The 20829-nt window shown below is 65.2% G+C and carries 18 protein-coding genes; 11 read left to right on the top strand and 7 right to left on the bottom strand.

Annotated elements, in window-relative coordinates; all coding sequences use genetic code 11:
- Window positions 1-331: 331 nt before the first annotated feature.
- The 3 genes from LRC39_RS15695 (at window position 332) to LRC39_RS15685 (ending at window position 2964) form a co-directional block, all read left to right on the top strand.
- The gene (locus tag LRC39_RS15695; protein WP_346294905.1) at window positions 332-1834 is read left to right on the top strand and encodes a leucyl aminopeptidase; all 1503 of its coding nucleotides are present in this window, start codon (window positions 332-334) and stop codon (window positions 1832-1834) included.
- Window positions 1835-1842: 8 nt separating this feature from the next.
- Window positions 1843-2295, top strand: a complete 453-nt coding sequence (locus LRC39_RS15690) for a DNA polymerase III subunit chi (protein WP_346294904.1) — start codon at window positions 1843-1845, stop codon at window positions 2293-2295.
- Window positions 2296-2424: 129 nt separating this feature from the next.
- Window positions 2425-2964 (top strand): hypothetical protein, encoded by a 540-nt coding sequence (locus LRC39_RS15685; protein ID WP_107344930.1) that lies wholly within the window; start codon window positions 2425-2427, stop codon window positions 2962-2964.
- Between the two features lie 3 nt (window positions 2965-2967).
- Here LRC39_RS15685 and LRC39_RS15680 read toward each other — a convergent pair whose 3' ends face one another.
- The gene (locus LRC39_RS15680) at window positions 2968-4845 is read right to left on the bottom strand and encodes an ABC-F family ATP-binding cassette domain-containing protein (protein ID WP_346294903.1); all 1878 of its coding nucleotides are present in this window, start codon (window positions 4843-4845) and stop codon (window positions 2968-2970) included.
- Between the two features lie 146 nt (window positions 4846-4991).
- On the opposite strand from LRC39_RS15680, the gene ndk reads away from it, so the two are divergent.
- Entirely contained in the window at window positions 4992-5414 is a 423-nt protein-coding gene (ndk, locus tag LRC39_RS15675; RefSeq protein WP_011158602.1) for a nucleoside-diphosphate kinase, read from the top strand.
- A gap of 73 nt (window positions 5415-5487) precedes the next feature.
- Window positions 5488-6309 (top strand): TerC family protein, encoded by an 822-nt coding sequence (locus tag LRC39_RS15670; RefSeq protein ID WP_346294902.1) that lies wholly within the window; start codon window positions 5488-5490, stop codon window positions 6307-6309.
- An 84-nt stretch (window positions 6310-6393) separates the two neighbouring features.
- Here the strand turns inward: LRC39_RS15670 and LRC39_RS15665 are convergent, their stop codons facing one another.
- Window positions 6394-7170: a Crp/Fnr family transcriptional regulator gene (locus LRC39_RS15665; protein WP_264052554.1), complete on the bottom strand. Its 777-nt coding sequence runs from the start codon at window positions 7168-7170 to the stop codon at window positions 6394-6396.
- A gap of 493 nt (window positions 7171-7663) precedes the next feature.
- Here LRC39_RS15665 and LRC39_RS15660 point away from each other — a divergent pair, with 493 nt between their 5' ends.
- Window positions 7664-7867 (top strand): cold-shock protein, encoded by a 204-nt coding sequence (locus tag LRC39_RS15660; RefSeq protein ID WP_013502093.1) that lies wholly within the window; start codon window positions 7664-7666, stop codon window positions 7865-7867.
- A gap of 63 nt (window positions 7868-7930) precedes the next feature.
- On the opposite strand, the gene purN is transcribed toward LRC39_RS15660, so the two are convergent.
- Window positions 7931-8584: a phosphoribosylglycinamide formyltransferase gene (gene purN / locus LRC39_RS15655; protein WP_346294901.1), complete on the bottom strand. Its 654-nt coding sequence runs from the start codon at window positions 8582-8584 to the stop codon at window positions 7931-7933.
- Between the two features lie 8 nt (window positions 8585-8592).
- Window positions 8593-9666, bottom strand: a complete 1074-nt coding sequence (gene purM, locus LRC39_RS15650) for a phosphoribosylformylglycinamidine cyclo-ligase (protein ID WP_346294900.1) — start codon at window positions 9664-9666, stop codon at window positions 8593-8595.
- A gap of 266 nt (window positions 9667-9932) precedes the next feature.
- Here purM and LRC39_RS15645 point away from each other — a divergent pair, with 266 nt between their 5' ends.
- The 4 genes from LRC39_RS15645 to ppx all read left to right on the top strand — a co-directional run bounded on the left by LRC39_RS15645 (window position 9933) and on the right by ppx (window position 15077).
- Window positions 9933-10478 carry a CDP-alcohol phosphatidyltransferase family protein gene (locus LRC39_RS15645; RefSeq protein WP_107344924.1) on the top strand — a complete coding sequence of 182 codons (546 nt, stop codon included), beginning with the start codon at window positions 9933-9935 and terminating at the stop codon, window positions 10476-10478.
- Between the two features lie 30 nt (window positions 10479-10508).
- Window positions 10509-11198, top strand: a complete 690-nt coding sequence (locus tag LRC39_RS15640) for a chromosomal replication initiator DnaA (protein WP_430624896.1) — start codon at window positions 10509-10511, stop codon at window positions 11196-11198.
- 150 nt (window positions 11199-11348) lie between these two features.
- Window positions 11349-13559, top strand: a complete 2211-nt coding sequence (locus LRC39_RS15635) for an RNA degradosome polyphosphate kinase (protein WP_346294898.1) — start codon at window positions 11349-11351, stop codon at window positions 13557-13559.
- A 12-nt stretch (window positions 13560-13571) separates the two neighbouring features.
- A complete protein-coding gene (ppx, locus tag LRC39_RS15630; protein WP_346294897.1) occupies window positions 13572-15077 on the top strand; it encodes an exopolyphosphatase in 1506 nt (501 codons plus the stop codon).
- Between the two features lie 22 nt (window positions 15078-15099).
- Here the strand turns inward: ppx and LRC39_RS15625 are convergent, their stop codons facing one another.
- The 3 genes from LRC39_RS15625 to LRC39_RS15615 form a co-directional block, all read right to left on the bottom strand.
- On the bottom strand, window positions 15100-16023 hold the full coding sequence (locus tag LRC39_RS15625) for a bestrophin family protein (RefSeq protein WP_346294896.1): 924 nt from the start codon (window positions 16021-16023) through the stop codon (window positions 15100-15102).
- The gene (gene rnd, locus LRC39_RS15620) at window positions 16020-17198 is read right to left on the bottom strand and encodes a ribonuclease D (RefSeq protein ID WP_346294895.1); all 1179 of its coding nucleotides are present in this window, start codon (window positions 17196-17198) and stop codon (window positions 16020-16022) included. Before rnd ends, LRC39_RS15625 begins: the two co-directional genes overlap by 4 nt.
- Window positions 17199-17300: 102 nt before the next feature.
- Window positions 17301-18779, bottom strand: coding sequence for a protein adenylyltransferase SelO (locus LRC39_RS15615; RefSeq protein WP_346294894.1), 1479 nt, complete (start codon window positions 18777-18779; stop codon window positions 17301-17303).
- 259 nt (window positions 18780-19038) lie between these two features.
- Here LRC39_RS15615 and aspS point away from each other — a divergent pair, with 259 nt between their 5' ends.
- The gene (gene aspS, locus LRC39_RS15610; RefSeq protein ID WP_264052550.1) at window positions 19039-20814 is read left to right on the top strand and encodes an aspartate--tRNA ligase; all 1776 of its coding nucleotides are present in this window, start codon (window positions 19039-19041) and stop codon (window positions 20812-20814) included.
- The last annotated feature ends 15 nt before the right edge of the window (window positions 20815-20829 follow it).

Below are 20829 nucleotides of genomic sequence, written 5' to 3'. Positions count from 1 at the left end.
CGGCCTTGTCCCAGGTTGCCATTACCATCTGTCTGATCTGTCAACAAAATGGCCGGGACGCGGCGCACTGGGGATATGGTTAATGGTGCGCGACCGGCTCCCGAAGACCACAGATTCCCGTCCCGCGCAATGTAAAGACAGGGCGACTGCCCGTTGACGGTGACCTCGCCGCCGATCTGCCGGCGGGGCGCCGCGCAATCCACTTTCCCGTGAAAGCTGCGCGGCTTAGCGATGTTGTCTTGACTTGACGCCTCAACGCTCCAAAACAACGGCTTTGGACCCGCGCCTGCCGGATCGTTTCCGCCGACAGCCTGTTTTTGGAGGAATGCCAATGCCCGACGCCGTCAAGGTCGGTTTCGTCCCGTTTTCTACGCCCGCGCGCGGCACGCTGATCGTGTTCTGCGATGACGGTCTGAAGTTCGGCGCGACGGCGACCAAGGCCTTGGGTGCAGCGGTCGCCACCGTCAAGCGCGCGGCGGCCACCGCGCAGTTCAAGGGCAAGTCCGGTTCCGCGCTGGACCTGTTGGCCCCTGAAGGCTTGAAGGTCGGTCGCCTGATCGTGGTTGGCGCCGGCAAGGTCGCGTCGATCAACGATTACGATCTGCTCAAGCTCGGCGGCGCCGTTGCGGGCAAGATCGGCGCGGGCGATACGGCCGTGACGGTGATTGCCGATCTGCCGACCGGCGCGATGAAGCCTGAGCAGGCGGCCGCGATCGCCTCCGGCATCCGGCTGCGGGCCTACAAGTTCGATCGCTACAAGACCAAGAAGAAGGATGACGAGAACGGCGCGGCGAATGCCAGCGTCACGCTCGCGGTGGCCGATCCGGCCGCAGCCAAGAAGGCGTTCACGCCCGACAGCCATGTCGTCGACGGCGTCATCCTGGCGCGCGAGCTCGTCAACGAGCCGCCGAACGTGCTGTATCCGGAAGAATTCGCCAAGCGGGCCGCTCAGCTCAAGAAGCTCGGCGTCGAGGTCCAGATCCTCGACGTCAAGGCAATGACCCAGCTGAAGATGGGCGCGCTGCTCGGCGTGTCGCAGGGCTCGGCGCATCCGGGCCGCACCGTGATCATGCGCTGGAACGGCGGCAAGAAGGGCGAGCAGCCGCTCGCCTTCGTCGGCAAGGGCGTGTGCTTCGACACCGGCGGCATCTCGATCAAGCCGTCGGCCAGCATGGAAGATATGAAGGGTGACATGGGCGGCGCGGCCTGCGTCGTCGGCCTGATGCACGCGCTCGCGGCCCGCAAGGCCAAGGTCAATGCAGTCGGGGCGATCGGCCTGGTCGAGAACATGCCGGACGGCAACGCGCAGCGGCCGGGCGACATCGTCACCTCGATGTCGGGCCAGACCATCGAGATCATCAACACCGACGCCGAGGGCCGCTTGGTGCTGGCCGATGTGCTGTGGTACGTGGCGCAGAAGCACAAGCCGAAGTTCATGGTTGATCTGGCAACGCTGACCGGCGCCATCATGGTGGCGCTCGGCACCGAATATGCCGGCCTGTTCTCCAACAACGATCAGCTCGCGGAGCGGCTGACCACCGTCGGTCAGTCCACCGGCGAGAAGGTTTGGCGGATGCCGCTCGGCCCGGAATACGACAAGCAGATCGATTCCCAGTTCGCCGACATGAAGAACACCGGATCGCGCAACGGCGGTTCGATCACCGCGGCGCAGTTCCTGCAGCGCTTCGTCGACGGCACGCCGTGGGCGCATCTCGACATCGCCGGAACCGCGATGGCCTCGCCGAAGAACGAGATCAATCAGAGCTGGGGCTCTGGCTACGGCGTCCGTCTGCTCAACCAGCTCGTGGCGGAGTACTACGAAGCCAAGAAGTAATCGGCGCGATGACCGAAGTGCTGTTCTATCACCTCCAAGGCAGGACCGTCGAACAGGTGCTGCCGCCGCTGCTCGAGAAATCGCTCGCGCGCGGCTGGCGGGTGGTGGTGCAGTCGACATCCGAGGAGCGGGCCGACGCGCTCGACTCGCATCTTTGGACCTATCGCGACGACTCGTTTCTGCCGCACGCCACCTGGCGTGTGGCAGACGCTACGCATCAGCCGATCCTGCTGACGACGGGCGAGGGCAATCCGAACGGAGCCAAGGTCCGGTTCCTCGTGGACAACGCAGCACTGCCCGACGATTCGGGCAGCTACGAACGGATGGTGCTGCTGTTCAATGGCGATGACGACGAGGCGGTGGCAATGGCCCGCGACGCCTGGAAGCAGTGCAAAGCGAAGGCTTTTGAGGTGACGTACTGGCAGGCCGACGAGGCCGGTCGCTGGCAGCGGCGGGACTAGGCGGGCGAGACCAGGCAACAGGCTGTGGATGCTGAAGGCGACCGCAGGGCTACGGCAAGGCCGTCACGGTGGTGCCGTAAATCGGTGATTGGACAAGTGCTTAAGATCTCTATTGGGGCGCGATCGATCGTGTATCAGAAGTTTTCCGTGCGGCCGCTGTTCATCACGCTGGCGCTGACCACGCCCTTGCTTGCGGGCTGTTCCGGCACCCCTGAATTCCTGTCGCGCGATGCCGAGTGGTTCTCGAAGCCGGGCCGGGTTTTCATCAAGAACATCTCGATCGAGACCCCGCCGCTGACTCCGGACAAACCGGTCACTCCGGAAGACCTGATCAGCGCCGACGGCCGCTGCCCTGGCATGGGGCCGGCGCCGGGCGATCCCAACGCGCCGCAGGACGGGCAGGCCGCTCCAATGACGGCAGGCGGCACGGTCGCGCTCGGTCACACCGAATGCGATGTCGCGCGCGGCCTCGGTGCGCCGGACCACGTCAGCCTGTCGAACAATGAGCGCGGCGACCGTCTCGCGGTTTTGACCTACAACCGCGGAGCGCGTGCCGGCATCTACACCTTCACGGCGGGCCGGCTCAGCGCGATTGAGCGTGCACCGGACGCTGTCCAGGAGCGCAAGCCGACGCGCGCCAAGAAGCGAAGCGCGCGCTCTGCGCAGTAGCGCTCAGCTTTGCGCGGCGTCCTGCGCCGCGCTCGCCTCCAGCCACTTCTCTTCAGCAGCTTGCAAGGCCGCCTGCGCGTTGGCGCGTGCGGTGCTGAGCTGAGCGGCCTGTTTCGGATCGCGGGTGAAGAGGTCCGGGATCGCCAGCGCCGCATCGATCTTCTCGATGATCGCGGTGATGCGGTCGATCTCGGCTTCGGCATCGGCGATCTGCTGCTTCAGCGAAACCGTCTTCTTGGGGCGCGGTGCCGACGCCTTGGCGGCGCTCTCATCGGCTTTGCGCTCCTTGGTCTCTGACGACGTCGTTCGGGCGCCACGGGACGACAGCACGGCCCGGCGATAATCGTCGAGGTCGCCGTCGAACGGTTTCACCTTGTGATCGGCCACCACCCACAATCGATCGGCGCAGGCGTCGATCAGATAGCGGTCGTGCGACACCATGATCACCGCGCCGGGAAAGTCGTTGATCGCCTCCGCCAGCGCCGCGCGGCTATCGATGTCAAGATGGTTGGTCGGCTCGTCGAGGATGATCATGTTCGGGCCGTAGAAGGTCGCGAGCCCGAGCAGCAGGCGCGCCTTCTCGCCGCCCGACAGGCTCTTGACCAGGGTATCGGCCGCCTTGCCGGAGAAGCCCATTGCGCCGGCACGCGCCCTGATCTTGCTCTCCGGCGCATCCGGCATCAGCCTGCGGACGTGATCATAGGTCGAGCCGTCCTCGTTCAGCTCATCGAGTTGATGCTGCGCGAAGTACGCGATCGACAGCTTGTCCGCCCGCGTCACGGATCCCGAGAACGGCGCCAACCGGTTCGCCAGCAGCTTCACCAGGGTCGACTTGCCGTTGCCATTGGAGCCGAGCAGCGCGATGCGGTCGTCCGGATCGATCCGCAGCGTGACGTGGCGCAGCACCGGATGTTTCGGGTCGTAGCCGACGGCGACGTTGTCGACCGCGATGATCGGCGGCGACAACGTTTTCTCAGGGGCCGGGAAGTTGATCTCCGGAGTATCGTCCGCCACCAGCGGCGCGATCGGCTTCATCTTCTCCAGCATCTTGACGCGTGATTGCGCCTGTCGCGCCTTGGTGGCCTTGGCTTTGAAGCGATCGACGAAGTCCTGCAGATGCTTGCGCCGCGCTTCGTCGCGCTTGGCGTTCTTGGCGTCGAGCGCCAGCTTGTTGGCGCGGAAGTCCGCGTAGGCCGAGTAACTGCCGCGGAAGTGGACCAGCCGGCCGCGGTCGAGATGCAGGATCTCGTTGACCGACGTATCGAGCAGGTCGCGATCGTGGCTGATCACGATCACGGTGCGCGGATAGTTGGCAAGGTGGTCCTCGAGCCACATCGTGCCCTCGAGGTCGAGATAGTTGGTCGGCTCGTCGAGCAGCAACAGGTCGGGCGCAGCGAACAGCGTCGCGGCCAGCGCCACGCGCATCCGCCAGCCGCCGGAGAATTCCGAGCAGGAACGCGCCTGGTCGGCAGCGGAGAAGCCGAGGCCGCTGAGAATGGCGCTGGCCCGCGCCGGCGCGGAGTGCGCGTCGATGTCGACCAGCCGGGTTTGAATGTCGGCGATGCGGTGCGGGTCCTGGGCGGTTTCGGCTTCGTGCAGCAACGCGGCGCGCTCGATGTCGGCGGCCAGCACCACCTCCAGCAGCGTCTCGGGCCCGTTCGGGGCCTCCTGGGCGAGGCTGCCGATCCGCCACCGCGGCGGCAGGGTGATCCGGCCGGTCTCGGTTGCAAGCTCGCCGCGGATCGCGCGAAACAGGGTGGATTTACCGGCGCCGTTGCGGCCGATGAAGCCGACGCGAGCGCCGGGGGCGATCTGGACCGAACTTTGGTCGATCAACAGCCGTCCGGCGAGCCGGATCGAAATGTCGGTAAGCGTGAGCATGGCGCGTTTTGGCCGGGTCGGGCCGCAAAGGCAACCGGATCGAGCAGATCAGTGCCGGATGAATCGCCACCCGCAGCTTGCCCGCGCGCGGCGGCGCCGATATAAGCCCGGCAACTCCTCCCGCCCTTAGCTTTCAAGGACATTCCATGGCGATCGAACGGACTTTCTCGATTCTCAAGCCCGATGCGACCGAGCGCAACATCACCGGCGCGATCAACGCGCTGATCGAAAAGGCCGGTCTGCGGATCGTCGCCCAGAAGCGCATCCGCATGACCCGCGACCAGGCCGAGACCTTCTACGCCGTGCACAAGGAACGCCCGTTCTTCGGCGAGCTGGTCGACTTCATGATCTCCGGCCCGGTGGTGGTTCAGGTGCTCGAAGGCGAGGGCGCGATCGCCAAGTACCGCGACGTGATGGGCGCGACCGATCCGTCGAAGGCGGCTGACGGCACCATCCGCAAGCTGCACGCCAAGTCGATCGGCGAGAACTCGGTGCACGGTTCGGACGCGGCGGAAACCGCCAAGATCGAGATCGCCCAGTTCTTCTCCGGCAACGAAATCGTCGGATAAGCATTACCCGTCGGACGTCCCCGGCCGCTGATCTTCGGCGGCCGCGGGATGCCGGCGCAGTCGGGGAAAGATCGTGGACTGGGTGCTGCACGTCTTTGACCCCGCGACCTTCTGGTCGATCGTCGCCCAATTCAAGAGCGGCGTGCAGCAGCCCGAATTCTGGATTTCCGTCGGCAAGATCATCTGGATCAACGTGCTGTTGTCTGGCGACAACGCGCTGGTGATCGCGCTCGCGTGCCGCGGGCTGAAGCCGAACCATCGATTGTGGGGCATGGTGCTCGGCGCGGGCGCAGCCGTCCTGCTACGCATCGTCTTCACCGGAATCGTCGCCACGCTGATGGAGTGGCCGTATCTGAAGCTGGTCGGCGGCCTGGCGCTGCTGGTGATCGCCGCCAAGCTGGTGGTCCCCGAGAGCGAAGACGAAGACAGCGTCAAAGCGGCCTCGCATCTGTTGCATGCCGTTCAGATCGTCGTCGTCGCCGACATCATCATGAGCCTCGACAACGTCATCGCGGTCGCCGCTGCCGCGGATGGCAGCGTGCCGCTGCTGATCCTTGGGCTCGCTATCAGCGTTCCGCTGATCGTGGCGGGCGCGGCGCTGATCCTGATGGTGCTGGAGAAACTGCCGATCCTGGTGTGGGCCGGTGCTGCGCTGCTCGGCTGGATCGCCGGGCAGGTGATTGCCACCGATCCGGTCGTGCTGCCTTTGGTGCACAAGCTCGATGCGCCGATCGGCGGTCAGCTCGATGCCCTGTTCGCAATGATTGGGATGTACACGCACCTCGCCGGCAACGGCGGCGTCGGCGAGCACTTGTTCGCCGTGGTCGGCGCCATCGTGGTGCTGATCGCGGGGTCGATCTGGCGAAGCCGGCAATCAGTCGAGCAGGGCGTCTAACCGCAGCTTGCCGCTACCGCGCCGGACAACAAAAAAGCGAGCCGGGCGGCTCGCTTTTTCCATGAATCTGAAAGTGGGCTGGTCTCAGGCAGTTCCGGCGACTAAGCCGTGGTGGCTGTGATCGGCCCCATCGTGACCGCAGCACTCGACGGTGCGGGTGCGATCATAGGCTTCGCGCACAATGTGGTAGCAATCGCAGGTGCGGCTTTCCAGCGCCTGGCGATCCACGATCCGCACCGCACCGCGGCGCTTCTCCACCACACCTTCAGCCTCGAGCTGCAGCAGCGCGTTGGTGATGCTCGCACGGCGAACGCCCATGCTGGAGGCGAGCAGTTCGTGCGTGATGTACAGCACGTCGCTTTGAATGCGATCGTTCGCCAGCAGCAGCCAGCGTGCGAGACGCTGATTGATTTCGTGCTTGGCGGCACAGAGCACGCTCTGTGTATTTTGGGCGATCAGAGCCGGCACGTAGCGCAGCATCTCTTCGCGGATCTGCGGCCGGTCGGCCATCAGCCGTGCCAGATCTTCGGCCTCGACCCTCAGGGCAGTTCCCGGCATACACACGACCGAGCGCTGCGACGCGACATCGGCTCCCAGCACCAGCGGAACCCCGACGTAGCCGAAATAGCCCACCATGGCCGTTTCAACGAAGTCGGTGCGGGTTCCAGAGAGGTGCGACACCAGGCCGTCCTCGATGAAGTGAACGCATTCGACGCGTCGGTTGGCCTCCTGCAGTACAGCGCGACCGCGAAACTCGACCGGCCGGAGCAATGGTTTAAGCGCTTCGAAATCGTCCGGTGCGAGCTGCGCCAGAATTCGATTTCTCACCGCAGGAGAGCTAGCTTGAAGATCGTTCGCCAAAATATCAACGGCTCCTTGGTGATGGATGGATGTCCGTGGAACCGGCTACGCCGATTCAGAAGGGAGCTTACCGGACAGAGGCGGGGGTGGCCACGTCTCGCAGGTGTCCAATATTGTCGCATCCTCGCCGCAGTGACGACGCAGTTCTGCAGTGCAGCAAACAGCAGCGCTGATCAGATGCGCGAAATTGAGTCAGTGCGAGTGAAACAGGCAGCAGCGGTGCGGCGGACGAACTACGCGTGCTGCAGATTGCAGCGTGCGCTGCATCGGAACTGATCAGTTACGCTACGTACTACACGAGATCAGAACGGTGCGTTGCGCGACACTTGCTATACCACAAATTTCGTGTTGCAATTGACCCGCAATCGGATCTGGCCCCTTCGGCTTTATGTTTCGCGACTGGGAAATCGATATCGCATTGGGTTCGCCGTTTGTGGCGTGGCACGCGGGCAGCGTGCCGCGTCTTTTTTGTATCTAGATCGGGAGGCAGGCGATGCAGAAGGGCACCGTCAAATGGTTCAACCCCACAAAAGGGTATGGCTTCATCCGTCCGACCACGGGCGATAAGGACGTTTTCGTCCATATTTCGGCGGTCGAGCGCGCTGGGCTGAGCACGCTCAACGAGAACCAGGCGATCGAGTACGATCTGGTCGAAAATCGCGGTCGTACCTCGGCGGAGAACCTGAAGATCTCCTAATTGAAGGCCGAAGGTTCGTCGGACTGCCCCCGGTCGAAAGCCGGGGGAACTTCGTGCTGCCGCTCAGCTGGCCGCGGGCACGATCAGCGTTCGCTCAGCTGCGCTTTGCGTGGCGGACCGGCAGACATCGCCGTCGAACCGGAGCAGGCCGGCAGCGAGCAGCCGCAGCGCCTCTGGGTAGATGCGATGCTCGACCGCGAGCACGCGCGCGGCCAGCGTGTCGGGCGTGTCGTCGTCCTGCACCGGCACCGCGCCCTGGACGATGATCGGGCCTGCGTCGGTGTCCGGCGTCACGAAGTGCACGGTGGCGCCGGAGATCTTGACGCCGGCGCGCAACGCCTGGCCATGCGGATCGAGGCCGGGAAACGACGGCAGCAGCGACGGGTGGATGTTCAGCATCCGGCCGTACCAGCGCTGCGCGAACTCGGCCGTGAACAGCCGCATGAAGCCGCCGAGGCAGATCAGCTCGATGCCGCGCGCGTCGAGTTCGGCCTGCAGCTTGGCTTCGAAGCCGGCGCGATCCTTGCCGAACGGCTTGCTTTCGATCACCACGGTGGCGATGCCGCTGCGCTCGGCGATCGCAAGACCGCCTGCGGTCGTTACGTTGGAAATCACCACAGCGATCTCTGCCGGAAAGCCGTCTTCAGCCGCGGCTTCGATCAGCGCGGCCATGTTGGAGCCGCGCCCGGAAATCAGGATAGCAACGCGAGGCTTCATCGGCGCGCTCACCAGGCGAGGTCGAGGTGGCCGTCATAGACCACGCGCTGCTCGCCCTTGGCGGCAATGACCTGACCGAGTAGGTGCACGCTTTCGCCGCTGGCGGTGAGGCTCTCGGTGACCTGATCGACGGCGTCGGCCTTGACGATCATGACCATGCCGATGCCGCAGTTGAAGGTGCGCAGCAGTTCGAGTTCGGCGATCTCGCCTTTTTCGGCGAGCCACTTGAACACCGGCAGAACCGGGATCCGCGGCAGGTCGATGCCGACGCCGAGATGCTTCGGCAGCACGCGCGGGATGTTCTCGGTGAAGCCGCCGCCGGTGATGTGCGCGAGGCCTTTGACCGCGCCGGTGTCGCGGATCGCCTGCAGGCAGGACTTCACATAGAGCTTGGTCGGCGCCAGCAGCGCACCGCCGAGCGTCATGACTGGCGAGAACGGCGCCGGCGCGTCATAGGGCAGGCCGGATTTCTCGACGATCTTGCGGACTAGCGAGAAGCCGTTGGAGTGCACGCCGGAGGACGCCAGCCCGATCACCGCATCGCCTTCGGCAATGTCCTTCGACGGCAGCAGCGTGCCGCGTTCGGCGGCGCCGACCGAGAAACCGGCAAGATCGTAGTCGCCGTCCTTGTACAGGCCGGGCATTTCGGCGGTCTCGCCGCCGATCAGCGCGCAGCCGGACTCGCGGCAGGCTTCCGCCACGCCGGCGACGATCTCGGCGGCCGCTTCCGGATCGAGCTTGCCGCAGGCGAAGTAATCGAGAAAGAACAGCGGCTCGGCGCCTTGCACCACGAGGTCGTTGACCGACATCGCCACCAGGTCGATGCCGATGCCGGCGTGCAGCCCGGCGTCGATCGCCACTTTGATCTTGGTGCCGACGCCGTCGGTGGCGGCGACCAGCACCGGGTCCTTGAAGCCGGCCGCCTTCAGATCGAACAGGCCGCCAAAGCCGCCGATCTCGGAATCCGCGCCGGCCCGCGCGGTGGCGCGCACCATCGGCTTGATCAGATCGACGAGCCGGTTGCCCGCATCGATGTCGACGCCGGAGTCGGCGTAGGTGAGGCCGTGCTTCCGCTCGGTCATGCCCGGTTTTCCCAATTCAAGCTGTGCGGCACCCGGGCATCCGTCGCCAGGGCGGAGCCCGCCGTCGATTTCGCCGGCGCGACGACGCTAGACCTAAGTCCCGCTTGTCCGCGCCCGGCCGATGTTTTGGGGTGGTTACGTCGGATTCCGCCAGCGTGCAATGGCTCGCAAGGGGACCCAGCATGGTCTATGTAGAAAACCAGCCCGCTCAACCGTCGAAAGTCGAGGTTTTTCGGCGGATTTGGGCCGGAAGCCGGGAACGTTGCGTGAGCATTCCAAACATCATTACGCTTTGCCGCATCCTGTTGGTGCCGGTGATCGTCTGGGCGATCGCGTCCAATGAGATGGAAATCGCCTTCGCGGTGTTCGTGGTGGCCGGGGTCAGCGACGCGGTCGACGGGTTTCTGGCCAAGCGCTTCAACATGTCCAGCGAGCTCGGTGCGCTGCTCGATCCGCTCGCCGACAAGGCGCTGCTGGTCTCGATCTACGTCTCGCTCGGGATCTGGGGGGCGATCCCGCGCTGGCTGGTGATCCTGGTGGTGTCGCGCGACATCATGATCGTCGGCGCGGTGATGATCTCCTGGGTGTTCGGGCGGCCGATCCCGATGAAGCCGCTGATGGTGTCGAAACTGAACACGGTCGCCCAGGTGTCGTTCGCCGCGCTGATCCTCGGCGCGCTCGCCTTCGGCTTCGAGCCGGCGCCTTACGACCTCTTTCTGATGGGCGCGGTGACCGTCTTGACCTTGCTTTCCGTCTCCCTCTATCTCGTCGAGTGGATGCGGCATATGAGCACGATCGAGCCAAGCCGTTGACCGCGTCGGCCGGCCGCGTTTTGGGCCGGCATGGAGCGCCCCGTGCCAGTTCGCGTTGAACCTCGACAATTAGCCCTCGACCTGCCGCATGCCGAAAGCCTGTCGCGCGAGGATTTCCTGGAAGGTTCAGCCAACACCGCGGCGCTGTCTCTGATCGAGAGCTGGCCGGACTGGCCCAACCGTATCATGATGCTGGTTGGCCCCGAGGGCAGCGGCAAGAGCCATCTGGCCGCGATCTGGGCCGAACTGGCTGGCGCGCGGTCGACCGCGGCGCAGGCGCTGAATGCAGCGGCGGTGCCCGGCGCGCTGGCGACCGGCGCGGTGGTGGTGGAAGACCTGGTGCCGGGCAGCTTCGACGAGCGGGCGCTCTTCCACCTGATGAACATGGCGCGGGAAGAAGAGGCCTATGTGCTGTTCACCGGCCGGGTCGAGCCTGCAGCCTTGTCGATCGACCTGCGCGACCTGAAGTCGCGGCTGCGGGCCGTGCCGGTGGTGTCGTTACTGCCGCCTGACGATGCGCTGTTTCGCGCCCTGATCGTCAAGTTCTGCGCCGACCGCCAGATGTGCATCGACGCTGCGCTTGTCGGCTACCTCGCCAACCGGATCGACCGGTCCTTCGTGGCTGCCCGCCAGGTGGTGGAAAAGCTCGACACCATGGCGCTGCGGCTCGGCCGCCCGGTGACCCGGGCGCTCGCCTCGGAAGTGCTGCGCGCCGACTAGCGCCCGCCCTGCGGCATATGGCGGGAAGGCGGCCCGCTTGACGGCTTCTGCGCCTCGTTTCTCAATGTCATGGAAACGTCATGCAGCGTCAGCATTGTCTCGCGGCGCCGCAGCCGCGGTGCGCCCCATCCTAGTCTGGATCAATTTCTCATGGACTCCGAGCAAGTGATTGCCATCGAAGAGAAAAAAGGCGAAGCCGAGCCGGCGTCGATGATCGCCGCCGGCCCCGAGCGATTCATCAATCGCGAGCTGTCATGGCTTCACTTCAACCGTCGGGTGCTCGAAGAATCGGTGAATCCGCACCACCCGGTGCTGGAGCGGGTGCGGTTTCTGTCGATTTCGGCCAACAACCTCGATGAATTCTTTATGGTCCGCGTCGCCGGTATCAAGGCGCAGATCCGCGAAGGCATCACCGAGCGCAGCCCGGACGGCCTGACGCCGTCCGAACAGCTCGCGCTGATCAACGAGGCGGTCTCCAAACTCGCCAGCGACCAGCAGTCGATCTGGCGCGAGCTGCGCGGCGTGCTCGCAGACTCCGGTATCCTGTTGTTGGACGGCAAGGACGTCACCAAGGCGGAGCGGACGTGGATCGAGGATCACTTCCTCCACAACATCTTCCCGCTGCTGACCCCGCTGGCGATCGACCCGGCGCATCCGTTCCCGTTCATCCCGAGTCTCGGCTTCACAATCGGCCTGCAGCTGGCTCGGGTCTCCGATGGCAAGCCGATGAATGCGCTGATCCGGATGCCGGCGCGGATCGACCGTTTCATCCGTCTGCCCGGGAATGGGCGCGACCAGGCCGTCCGGGTGATGACGCTGGAGCAGGCGACCTCGCTGTTCATCGGGCGGCTGTTCCCCGGCTACCACGTCAAGGGGCAGGGCTCGTTCCGGATCATCCGCGACAGCGAACTGGAAATCGAGGAAGAGGCCGAGGATCTGGTGCGGCTGTTCGAGACCGCGCTGAAGCGGCGGCGGCGCGGGTCGGTGATCCGGATGGAGGTCGACTCCTCCATGCCGGAGGAGCTGCGCGTGTTCGTGCAGCGCGCGCTCACCGCGGCCGACGACGAGGTGTTCCTGGTCGACGGCGTGCTGGCGATGAACGAGCTGTCGCAGCTCACCCGGGTCGATCGTCCCGATCTTGAATTCGTCCCGTACGTGCCGCGGCATCCGGAGCGGGTGCGCGACCATGGCGGTGATATCTTCGCGGCGATCCGGCAGAAGGACCTGATCGTCCACCACCCGTATGAATCGTTCGACGTCGTCGTTCAGTTCCTGCAGCAGGCGGCGCGCGATCCCGATGTCGTCGCGATCAAGCAGACGCTTTACCGCACCTCCAACAACTCGCCGATCGTGCGCGCGCTCGCCGAAGCCGCCGAGGCCGGCAAGTCGGTCACCGCGCTGGTCGAACTGAAGGCGCGGTTCGACGAAGAAGCCAACATCCGCTGGGCGCGCGACCTCGAGCGCGCCGGCGTGCAGGTGGTGTACGGCTTCCTGCAGCTCAAGACCCACGCCAAGCTGTCGCTGGTCGTGCGGCGCGAGGGTGGCAGCCTGACGACCTACATCCACACAGGCACCGGTAACTACCATCCGGTGACGGCGCGTATTTATACGGACCTGTCGTACTTCACCTCCGATCCGATCCTCGGCCGCGACGCTGCGCGGGTGTTCAACTACATCACAGGCTACGCCGAGCCTAGCGACATCGAGAAGATGGCGGTATCGCCGATCACGCTGCGCAAGACCATGCTCGAGCATATTCGCGGCGAGACGACCTTTGCCCGCCACGGCAAGCCGGCCGCGATCTGGCTGAAGATGAATGCACTGGTCGACCCCGAGATCATCGACGCGCTGTACGAAGCCTCGCGCGCAGGGGTCTCGGTCGAACTGGTGGTCCGCGGCATCTGCTGCCTGCGGCCGGGCGTGCCGGGGCTGTCGGACAACATCCGGGTGAAGTCGATCATCGGCCGGTTCCTCGAACACGGCCGTATCTACTGCTTCGGCAACGGCTACGGCCTGCCGAGTGCCAAGGCGGCGGTGTACATCTCCTCCGCCGACATGATGCCGCGCAATCTCGACCGCCGGGTCGAAGTGCTGTGCCCGATGCTCAACCCGACCGTGCATCAGCAGGTGCTGGAGCAGATCATGGTAGCCAACCTGAAAGATACCGAGCAAAGCTGGCGGTTGTTGCCGGACGGATCGTCGACGCGTATGAAGGCGGCCAAGGGCGAGGAGCCCTTCAACGTCCACAACTACTTCATGACCAATCCGAGCTTGTCCGGCCGTGGGAAGTCGCTCCAGGAATCCTCACCCCGCCGGCTCACCCGGCGTGCTGAACGTCAGCAGTCCCAGCAGACTTCCTAAGGGACGACGACGTTGAGCAAGCAGCCGCACAGGCGCGAACCCAGCGTCGCCGTCATCGACATCGGCTCGAACTCCGTGCGCCTCGTGGTCTACGAGGCGCTGGCGCGCAGTCTGGTCACCGTCTTCAACGAGAAGGCGCTGTGCGGCCTCGGCCGCGAGGTGCAGACCACCGGCCTGCTGACCAAGGATGCCGTCAGCAAGGCGCTGGTGGCCCTCCGGCGGTTTCGTGCGCTGATCCGGGTGATGAAGGTTGGCAAGGTGTTCGCGATCGCGACCGCCGCATGCCGTGACGCCAAGAACGGTCCCGACTTCATCGCCGAGGCCGAGCGGATCTGCGGCGTCACCATCGAGATCCTGTCGGGACCGCGCGAAGCCAAGCTGTCGGCGCTCGGGGTAATCTCCGGCGTGCACAAGCCGAACGGCGTCGTCGGTGATCTCGGTGGCGGCTCGCTCGAACTGATCGATGTCCGCGGCAACGCCGTTCGTAAGGGCGTGACGCTGCCGCTCGGCAGCCTGGCCCTGCAGGACGCTTCGCAAAAATCACTCAAGCGCGCCGAGCGGATCGCTCAACAATTGCTGTCCCAGGCGGGACCGCTGAAGACCGCCCGCGGCCGCACGTTCTACGCGGTCGGCGGCACATGGCGTGCGCTCGCCCGGATCCACATCATCCAGAGCGGCCATTCGCTCAAAGTGATGCACGGCTATTCCATCTCGGCGGCCGAAGCCTTGCGGTTCGCCCAGCGGCTGCGGGTGCTGGCCGCTGCTAATCAGCTCGCCGATATCGAAGTCGTCGCGGATGCGCGGCGGCCGCTGCTCGCCTATGCGGCGGTCGTGCTCGAATACGTCATCCGCATTGCCAAGCCGAAGACGATCGTGTTTTCGACCTATGGCGTGCGCGAAGGATTACTGTACGAGCAACTGCCGCCGGCAGAGCGCGCCAAGGATGGGCTGCTGTGCGCCGCGCAGAACCTGAACCTGCTGCTGTCGCGGTCGGCGCGTCACGCCGAGGAACTGATCGAGTGGACCGATCGGCTGTTCCGCGTCGCCAAAGTCAAGGAAACCGATGAGGATCGCCGGCTCCGCCGCGCCGCCTGCCTGATGTCTGACGTCGGCTGGCGTGTGCATCCGGATCATCGCGGCGAGCAGACACTGTCGCTGATCGCCAACGCCAATTTCGGCGATGTCACCCATCGCGACCGCGCGTTCATGGGGCTGTCAGTATACTACCGCTACGCTGGCTTCAGCGAACAGAACGAGCCGCCGATGTCGGCACGTGAGCTGGTGACCGAAGCGCTCGACGAGCGCGCCCGGCTGCTTGGCGCCGCGTTCCGGGTGGCGCATCTGATCAGTGCGGCGCGGCCTGGCGTGCTGCCTGCGACGCATTTCCGCACCGAGGGCCGCAAGCTGATGCTGGTGTTCGAGCACAGTCTGGTCGATCTCGTCGCCGACCGCGTCGGCAGCCGGTTCAAGCAGCTCGCCAAGATGGTCGGGTGCTCCGGGACCATCGTGCTGCGCTGAAGCCAGAGCAACTCTTCGCGGCTCACACCAGGATGTGGTTGACCGGCTTCGGCAAGGGCGGCAGATCGGTTTCGCCGAGCGCCTCGCGCAGATTGATCTCGATGGTATCGGCGAGCGCAGCGATCGGCAGATCGTTGGGCAATTGGCCGAACGGTTCTTCCAGCTCGGAGCCGAGCGCGTCGAGGCCGAAGAAGGTGTAGGCCGCCAGCGCCGTGGCGAACGGCGTCAGCCAGCCGAGCGTGTTGGCGAAGCCGAACGGCAGCAGGAGGCAGAACACGTAAGCAGTTCGGTGCAGCAGCAGCGAATAGCCGAACGGCACCGGCGTCGAACGGATGCGTTCGCACGCGGCCTGCACCATCGCCATCTGGCCGATGGTGCGATCGATGATCTGGAACGGGATGTCGCGTAGTTCGCCGCTACGATGCAGCGCCGCGAGTTCGGCCTGCATGGCTGAGAGGATGACTTCGGGCGCGTTGCAGCTGGCTTCATAGCGCGCTCGGGTTTCGGCAGTGAGATGGCGCGTCACCTTGGCGGTGTCGCCTCCCGGCCGAAGATGCAGCACCAGCCCTTGGACGAATGCCATCGCCAGCCTTAGCAGCGTCCGCCGGCTGCGCTCCGGCTCTTCGCCGGAGCCGGGCAAGATCTGCGTCTGCCGCGCCAGATTGCGGCTGAGACAGATCAGTTCGCCCCAATGCCGGCGAGCCTCCCACCAGCGGTCGTAACAGGCGTTGTTGCGGAAGCCCATGAAGATCGACAGCGCGATGCCCAGCACCGTGAACGGCGCGCTGTTGAAATCGGAAACGAGGCCCGGATAGGCGTGATGCGCCCACACCACCGCCACCGACAAGGCCGCGATCAGCAGCGCCTGCGGAAAGATCCGCTGCACCACCGAGCCTTGAACCAGAAAGAACAGCTGAAGCAGATTAGGCTGCGGTCGAACGATCATTGTTCGGCGCTTGGGCTCCGAGTGGCGGCGCTGCGGTCGACCTGAATCACCTTGCCGCGTTCGATCGCAAGCGACAGCCGGCCGTGCTTCAGGGCTAGAGCCGCCTCGCCGAACAACTCGCGGCGCCAGCCGCGTAGCGCGCCGACATCGGCGTTGTCGTCGGCCGCGATTTGTTCGAGGTCGTCGACGGTCGCGATGACTTTGGCGGCGACCGCGTGGCGCTCGGAAGTCATCCGCAGCAGCACCTTGAGCAGTTCGACGATCGCGGTGCCGTTGGAGTTATTCCGCGGCTTGTCGATCTTCGGCAGCGAAGCCATATCGCGCGCGAGCCCGCGCTGCACCGCTGCGACGATCTCGGTGCCCCATTTCGACCGATCGAACCCCTTCGGCAGCGAGCGCAGGTTGGCGAGCTTCTCCAACGAGGTCGGCGCGTGGGTGGCGATGTCGCCGAGCGCATCGTCCTTGAGCACGCGCGAGCGCGGCACGTCGCGGCTCTGCGCTTCCTGCTCGCGCCAGGCGGCGATCTCCATCAGCACCGCAAGCTCTTTGGGCTTGCGCACGCGGGTCTTCAGCCGTTCCCAGGCGCGCTCGGGGTGGACGTCATACGTGTTCGGCGAGGTCAGGACTTCCATTTCCTCGCTGACCCAATCGCTGCGGCCGCGCTTCTTCAGGTCGGCATCAAGTGCGGCGAACACGTCGCGCAGATGGGTGACGTCGGAGACCGCGTAGTGCACCTGTTCCTGGGTGAGCGGGCGGCGCGACCAGTCGGTGAAACGATGGGTCTTGTCGGGACGGTGGCCGGTGATGCGCTCGACCAGCTGATCGTAGGCGATGCTGTCGCCATAGCCGAGGACCATCGCGGCGACCTGGGTGTCGAAGATCGGATGCGGCACGATCCCGGCGCGGTGCCAGACGATCTCAATGTCCTGGCGAGCGGCGTGGAAGACCTTCAGCACCTGCTCGTTCGCCATCAGGTCGAAGAACGGCTTCAGGTCGATGCCTTCGGCGAGCGCGTCGATCACCAGCGCTTCGTCGGCACTCGCCATCTGCACCACGCAGAGCAGCGGATAAAACGTCGTCTCGCGCAAAAACTCGGTGTCGACCGTAATGACGGGATGGCGGGCGAGACGGGCGCAGGCGTCGGCAAGCTGCTCGGAAGTTGAAATCAGGTCCATTAAACTCTGTCGCGTTCGGGGGACGGTTCGGGCGACAATCGGCCGCGCCGGCTGCCCAAAGCCGTCGAATCCGGTCCACTAGACACGCTCACCCGGCGGCGATCAAGTTCCGCAGAAGGTTTCCAGCACCCGTTCATGGGGCTGCGGCGGCTCCGCATAGCGGGCGAATTCCGCCTGTTCCTCGAAGGGGTTGGCGAGCACCGTCAGGATCTCTTCGAACGGCGTGAAATCGTTTCGGTCGACGGCAGCCCGGATTACCGCCTCGATCCGGTGATTGCGCGGGATATAGGCCGGGTTGACCCGCCGCATCGCGGCCTGGCGGGTCGCGGCGTCCTCAGGCTCGGCCGCGATCCGGGCACGCCACCGCGGAGCCCACTCGTCGAACGGCGCCGGATCGGTGAACAGGGCCCGAACCTCACCAAGATCCGACGGATCGCCGGCGGCATCGCTCAGCCGGCGGAAGGCGAGTGTGAAGTCGGCTCCGCCCTTGGCCAGGGCAGCCAGGAATTCCTGCGACAGCTGCTGGTCGTCCGGCTGGCTGGTGAACAGGCCGAGCTTGGCCGCCAGCTTGGCGAGATAGGCGGCGTTGAAGCGCTCCGCAAAGCCGCCGAGCGCGGTCTGGGCGATTTCGATGCCCTTGTCGTCATCATCAGCCAGTAGCCGGACCAAGCATTCGGCGAGGCGGGTCAGGTTCCACAGCGCGATCGGGGGCTGGTTGCCGTAGGCATAGCGGCCGAACTGGTCGATCGAGGAGTAGACCGTCTTCGGATCGAAGGTGTCCATGAAGGCACAGGGGCCGTAATCGATGGTCTCGCCGGCAACCGAGCAGTTGTCGGTGTTCATCACCCCGTGGATGAAGCCGATCATCATCCAGCTCGCCACCAATTCCGCCTGCCGCCCGATCACGCTCTCGAGCAGCGCGAGATAAGGTGAGGGCGCCTGCGCCGCCTCTGGGTAGTGGCGGGCGATGGCATGGTCGGCGAGCGCCCGGACGCTGTCGAGATCGCCCCGGGCGGCAAAATACTGGAACGTGCCGACCCGGATATGGCTGGAGGCGACCCGCGTCAGCACCGCGCCGGGCTGGATCGGATCGCGCAGCACCGTTTCACCGGTCAGAACCGCAGCGAGCGACCGCGTGGTCGGGATCCCGAGCGCGGCCATCGCTTCGCTGACGACGTATTCGCGCAGCACGGGACCGAGCGCGGCCCGGCCGTCGCCCATCCGGGAAAACGGTGTCCGGCCGGCGCCCTTGAGCTGGATGTCGCGGCGAACCCCGTTCCTGTCGACCACCTCGCCGAGCAGGATCGCCCGGCCGTCGCCGAGCTGCGGCACGAAGTTGCCGAACTGGTGGCCGGCATAGGCCATCGCGATCGAGGCTGCGGTCTCCGGCATTTGGTTACCGGAAAGGATCTCGGTGCCCTCGGGCGTCTCGAGCAGGTCCGGATCGAGTCCGAGCTGGACCGCGAGCGGGCGGTTCAGCTTGATCAACCGAGGGGCGGCGACCGGCGTCGGCGCAACCCGCGCGAAGAAGTTCGGCGGGAGCGCCACGTAGCTGTTGTCGAACGGAAAATGCGCTGTCATCGATCACCAGTTAAGAACGCTTCGCCGTTTCGACAATCCGCCGGAAACCGGCCGGTTTCAACAGCTTCCGCGGAAAAGCTGCAATCCGGAGGCGGGTAGGCGAAAGGTTGTGAAGGGGAGTTGCGGCCTGCTTGGAACGCGGTGGTCCCCCGTTCCGCATTTGGTTGCCGCGGTGGGTTCGCTCGGGTAAACCCTGACGCTCTCCGCAACGGCTTGCGGACACGCGATTCTGCCTAAAGACGGCTTTCCCGGGATTTCCATGCACCGTTATCGAACCCATACCTGCGGCGCGCTCCGCGACAGCCATATCGACCAGACCGTTCGCCTGTCCGGCTGGTGCCACCGCATTCGCGACCATGGCGGCGTGCTGTTCATCGATCTGCGCGACCATTACGGCATTACCCAATGCGTCGCCGATCCAGATTCCCCGGCGTTCAAGGACGCCGAAAAGCTCCGCGCCGAATGGGTGGTGCGGATGGACGGCCGTGTCCGTCGTCGCCCCGAGGGCACCGAGAATCCCGACCTGCCGACCGGCGCGGTCGAAGTGTTCGTGACCGAGATAGAAGTGCTCGGCCCGGCGGGCGAACTGCCGCTGCCGGTGTTCGGCGAGCAGGAATACCCGGAAGACGTGCGCCTGCGTTATCGTTTCCTCGACCTGCGCCGCGAGAAGCTGCACCAGAACATCATGACGCGTGGCGCCATCGTCGACTCGATGCGCCGGCGGATGAAGGAGCAGGGCTTCTTCGAATTCCAGACCCCGATCCTGACGGCGTCGTCGCCGGAAGGCGCGCGCGACTTCCTGGTGCCGAGCCGCATCCATCCCGGCAAGTTCTACGCGCTGCCGCAGGCCCCGCAGCAGTACAAGCAGCTGCTGATGATGTCGGGCTTCGACCGCTACTTCCAGATCGCGCCGTGCTTCCGCGACGAAGACCCGCGCGCCGACCGTCTGCCGGGCGAATTCTATCAGCTCGACGTCGAGATGAGCTTCGTCACCCAGGACGACATCTTCGCCGCGATGGAGCCGGTCATCACCGGTGTGTTCGAGGAATTCGCGAAGGGCAAGCGCGTCACCAAGGGCTGGCCGCGCATCGCGTTCGCGGACTCGATGCGCAAGTACGGCACCGACAAGCCGGACCTGCGCAATCCGATCGAGATGCAGGACGTCTCCGAGCATTTCCGTGGCTCCGGCTTCAAGGTGTTCGCGCGCATGCTCGAAGAGCAGCGCAACCAGGTCTGGGCGATCCCGGGTCCCGGCGGCGGCTCGAGAGCGTTCTGCGATCGCATGAATTCGTGGGCGCAGGGTGAAGGTCAGCCCGGCCTCGGCTACATCATGTGGCGCGAAGGCGGCGAGGGCGCCGGTCCTTTGGCGAACAACATCGGGCCGGAGCGCACCGAAGCGATCCGCGCCGCGCTCGGCCTCAAGGCCGGCGATGCCGCGTTCTTCGTGGCCGGCGATCCATCCAAGTTCGTCAAGTTCGCCGGGCTCGCGCGCACCAAGGTCGGTGAGGAATTGAACCTGATCGACAAGGATCAGTTCTCGCTCGCCTGGGTCGTCGACTTCCCGATGTACGAGTACAACGAGGACGACAAGAAGGTCGACTTTTCGCACAACCCGTTCTCGATGCCGCAGGGTGGCTTGGATGCGCTGACGTCGCAGGATCCGCTGACCATCAAGGCGTTCCAGTACGACATCACCTGCAACGGCTACGAGATCGCCTCGGGCGGCATCCGCAACCATCGCCCCGAGGCGATGGTGAAGGCGTTCGAGATCGCGGGCTACGGCGAGCAGGAAGTGATCGACCGGTTCGGCGGCATGTACCGTGCCTTCCAGTACGGCGCTCCGCCGCATGGCGGCATGGCGGCCGGCGTCGACCGCATCGTGATGCTGCTGTGCGGCACCACCAACCTGCGCGAAATCTCGCTGTTCCCGATGAACCAGCGTGCCGAAGATCTGCTGATGGGTGCGCCGTCCGAGGTGTCGCCCAAGCAACTTCGCGAACTGCACATCCGGCTCAATCTGCCCGACACTAAGTAAGCGTCAGGCAGCGAG

The organism is Rhodopseudomonas sp. P1 (assembly GCF_039642825.1).
In the GTDB taxonomy this organism is placed as follows: Bacteria; Pseudomonadota; Alphaproteobacteria; order Rhizobiales; family Xanthobacteraceae; genus Rhodopseudomonas; species Rhodopseudomonas palustris_H.
The sequence above is the reverse complement of the archived record's forward strand: the minus strand, read 5'-3'. Positions and strand labels throughout refer to the sequence as shown.

Bases quoted from the DNA above. Each gene is read 5' to 3' on its own strand.
- LRC39_RS15690 (WP_346294904.1), top strand. From the start codon at position 1,843: ATGACCGAAGTGCTGTTCTATCACCTCCAAGGCAGGACCGTCGAACAG.
- aspS (WP_264052550.1), top strand. From the start codon at position 19,039: ATGCACCGTTATCGAACCCATACCTGCGGCGCGCTCCGCGACAGCCAT.
- LRC39_RS15635 (WP_346294898.1), top strand. From the start codon at position 11,349: ATGGACTCCGAGCAAGTGATTGCCATCGAAGAGAAAAAAGGCGAAGCC.
- LRC39_RS15615 (WP_346294894.1), bottom strand. From the start codon at position 18,779: ATGACAGCGCATTTTCCGTTCGACAACAGCTACGTGGCGCTCCCGCCG.
- LRC39_RS15680 (WP_346294903.1), bottom strand. From the start codon at position 4,845: ATGCTCACGCTTACCGACATTTCGATCCGGCTCGCCGGACGGCTGTTG.
- LRC39_RS15640 (WP_430624896.1), top strand. From the start codon at position 10,509: ATGGAGCGCCCCGTGCCAGTTCGCGTTGAACCTCGACAATTAGCCCTC.
- purM (WP_346294900.1), bottom strand. From the start codon at position 9,666: ATGACCGAGCGGAAGCACGGCCTCACCTACGCCGACTCCGGCGTCGAC.
- ndk (WP_011158602.1), top strand. From the start codon at position 4,992: ATGGCGATCGAACGGACTTTCTCGATTCTCAAGCCCGATGCGACCGAG.
- LRC39_RS15695 (WP_346294905.1), top strand. From the start codon at position 332: ATGCCCGACGCCGTCAAGGTCGGTTTCGTCCCGTTTTCTACGCCCGCG.
- LRC39_RS15660 (WP_013502093.1), top strand. From the start codon at position 7,664: ATGCAGAAGGGCACCGTCAAATGGTTCAACCCCACAAAAGGGTATGGC.
- LRC39_RS15625 (WP_346294896.1), bottom strand. From the start codon at position 16,023: ATGATCGTTCGACCGCAGCCTAATCTGCTTCAGCTGTTCTTTCTGGTT.
- rnd (WP_346294895.1), bottom strand. From the start codon at position 17,198: ATGGACCTGATTTCAACTTCCGAGCAGCTTGCCGACGCCTGCGCCCGT.
- purN (WP_346294901.1), bottom strand. From the start codon at position 8,584: ATGAAGCCTCGCGTTGCTATCCTGATTTCCGGGCGCGGCTCCAACATG.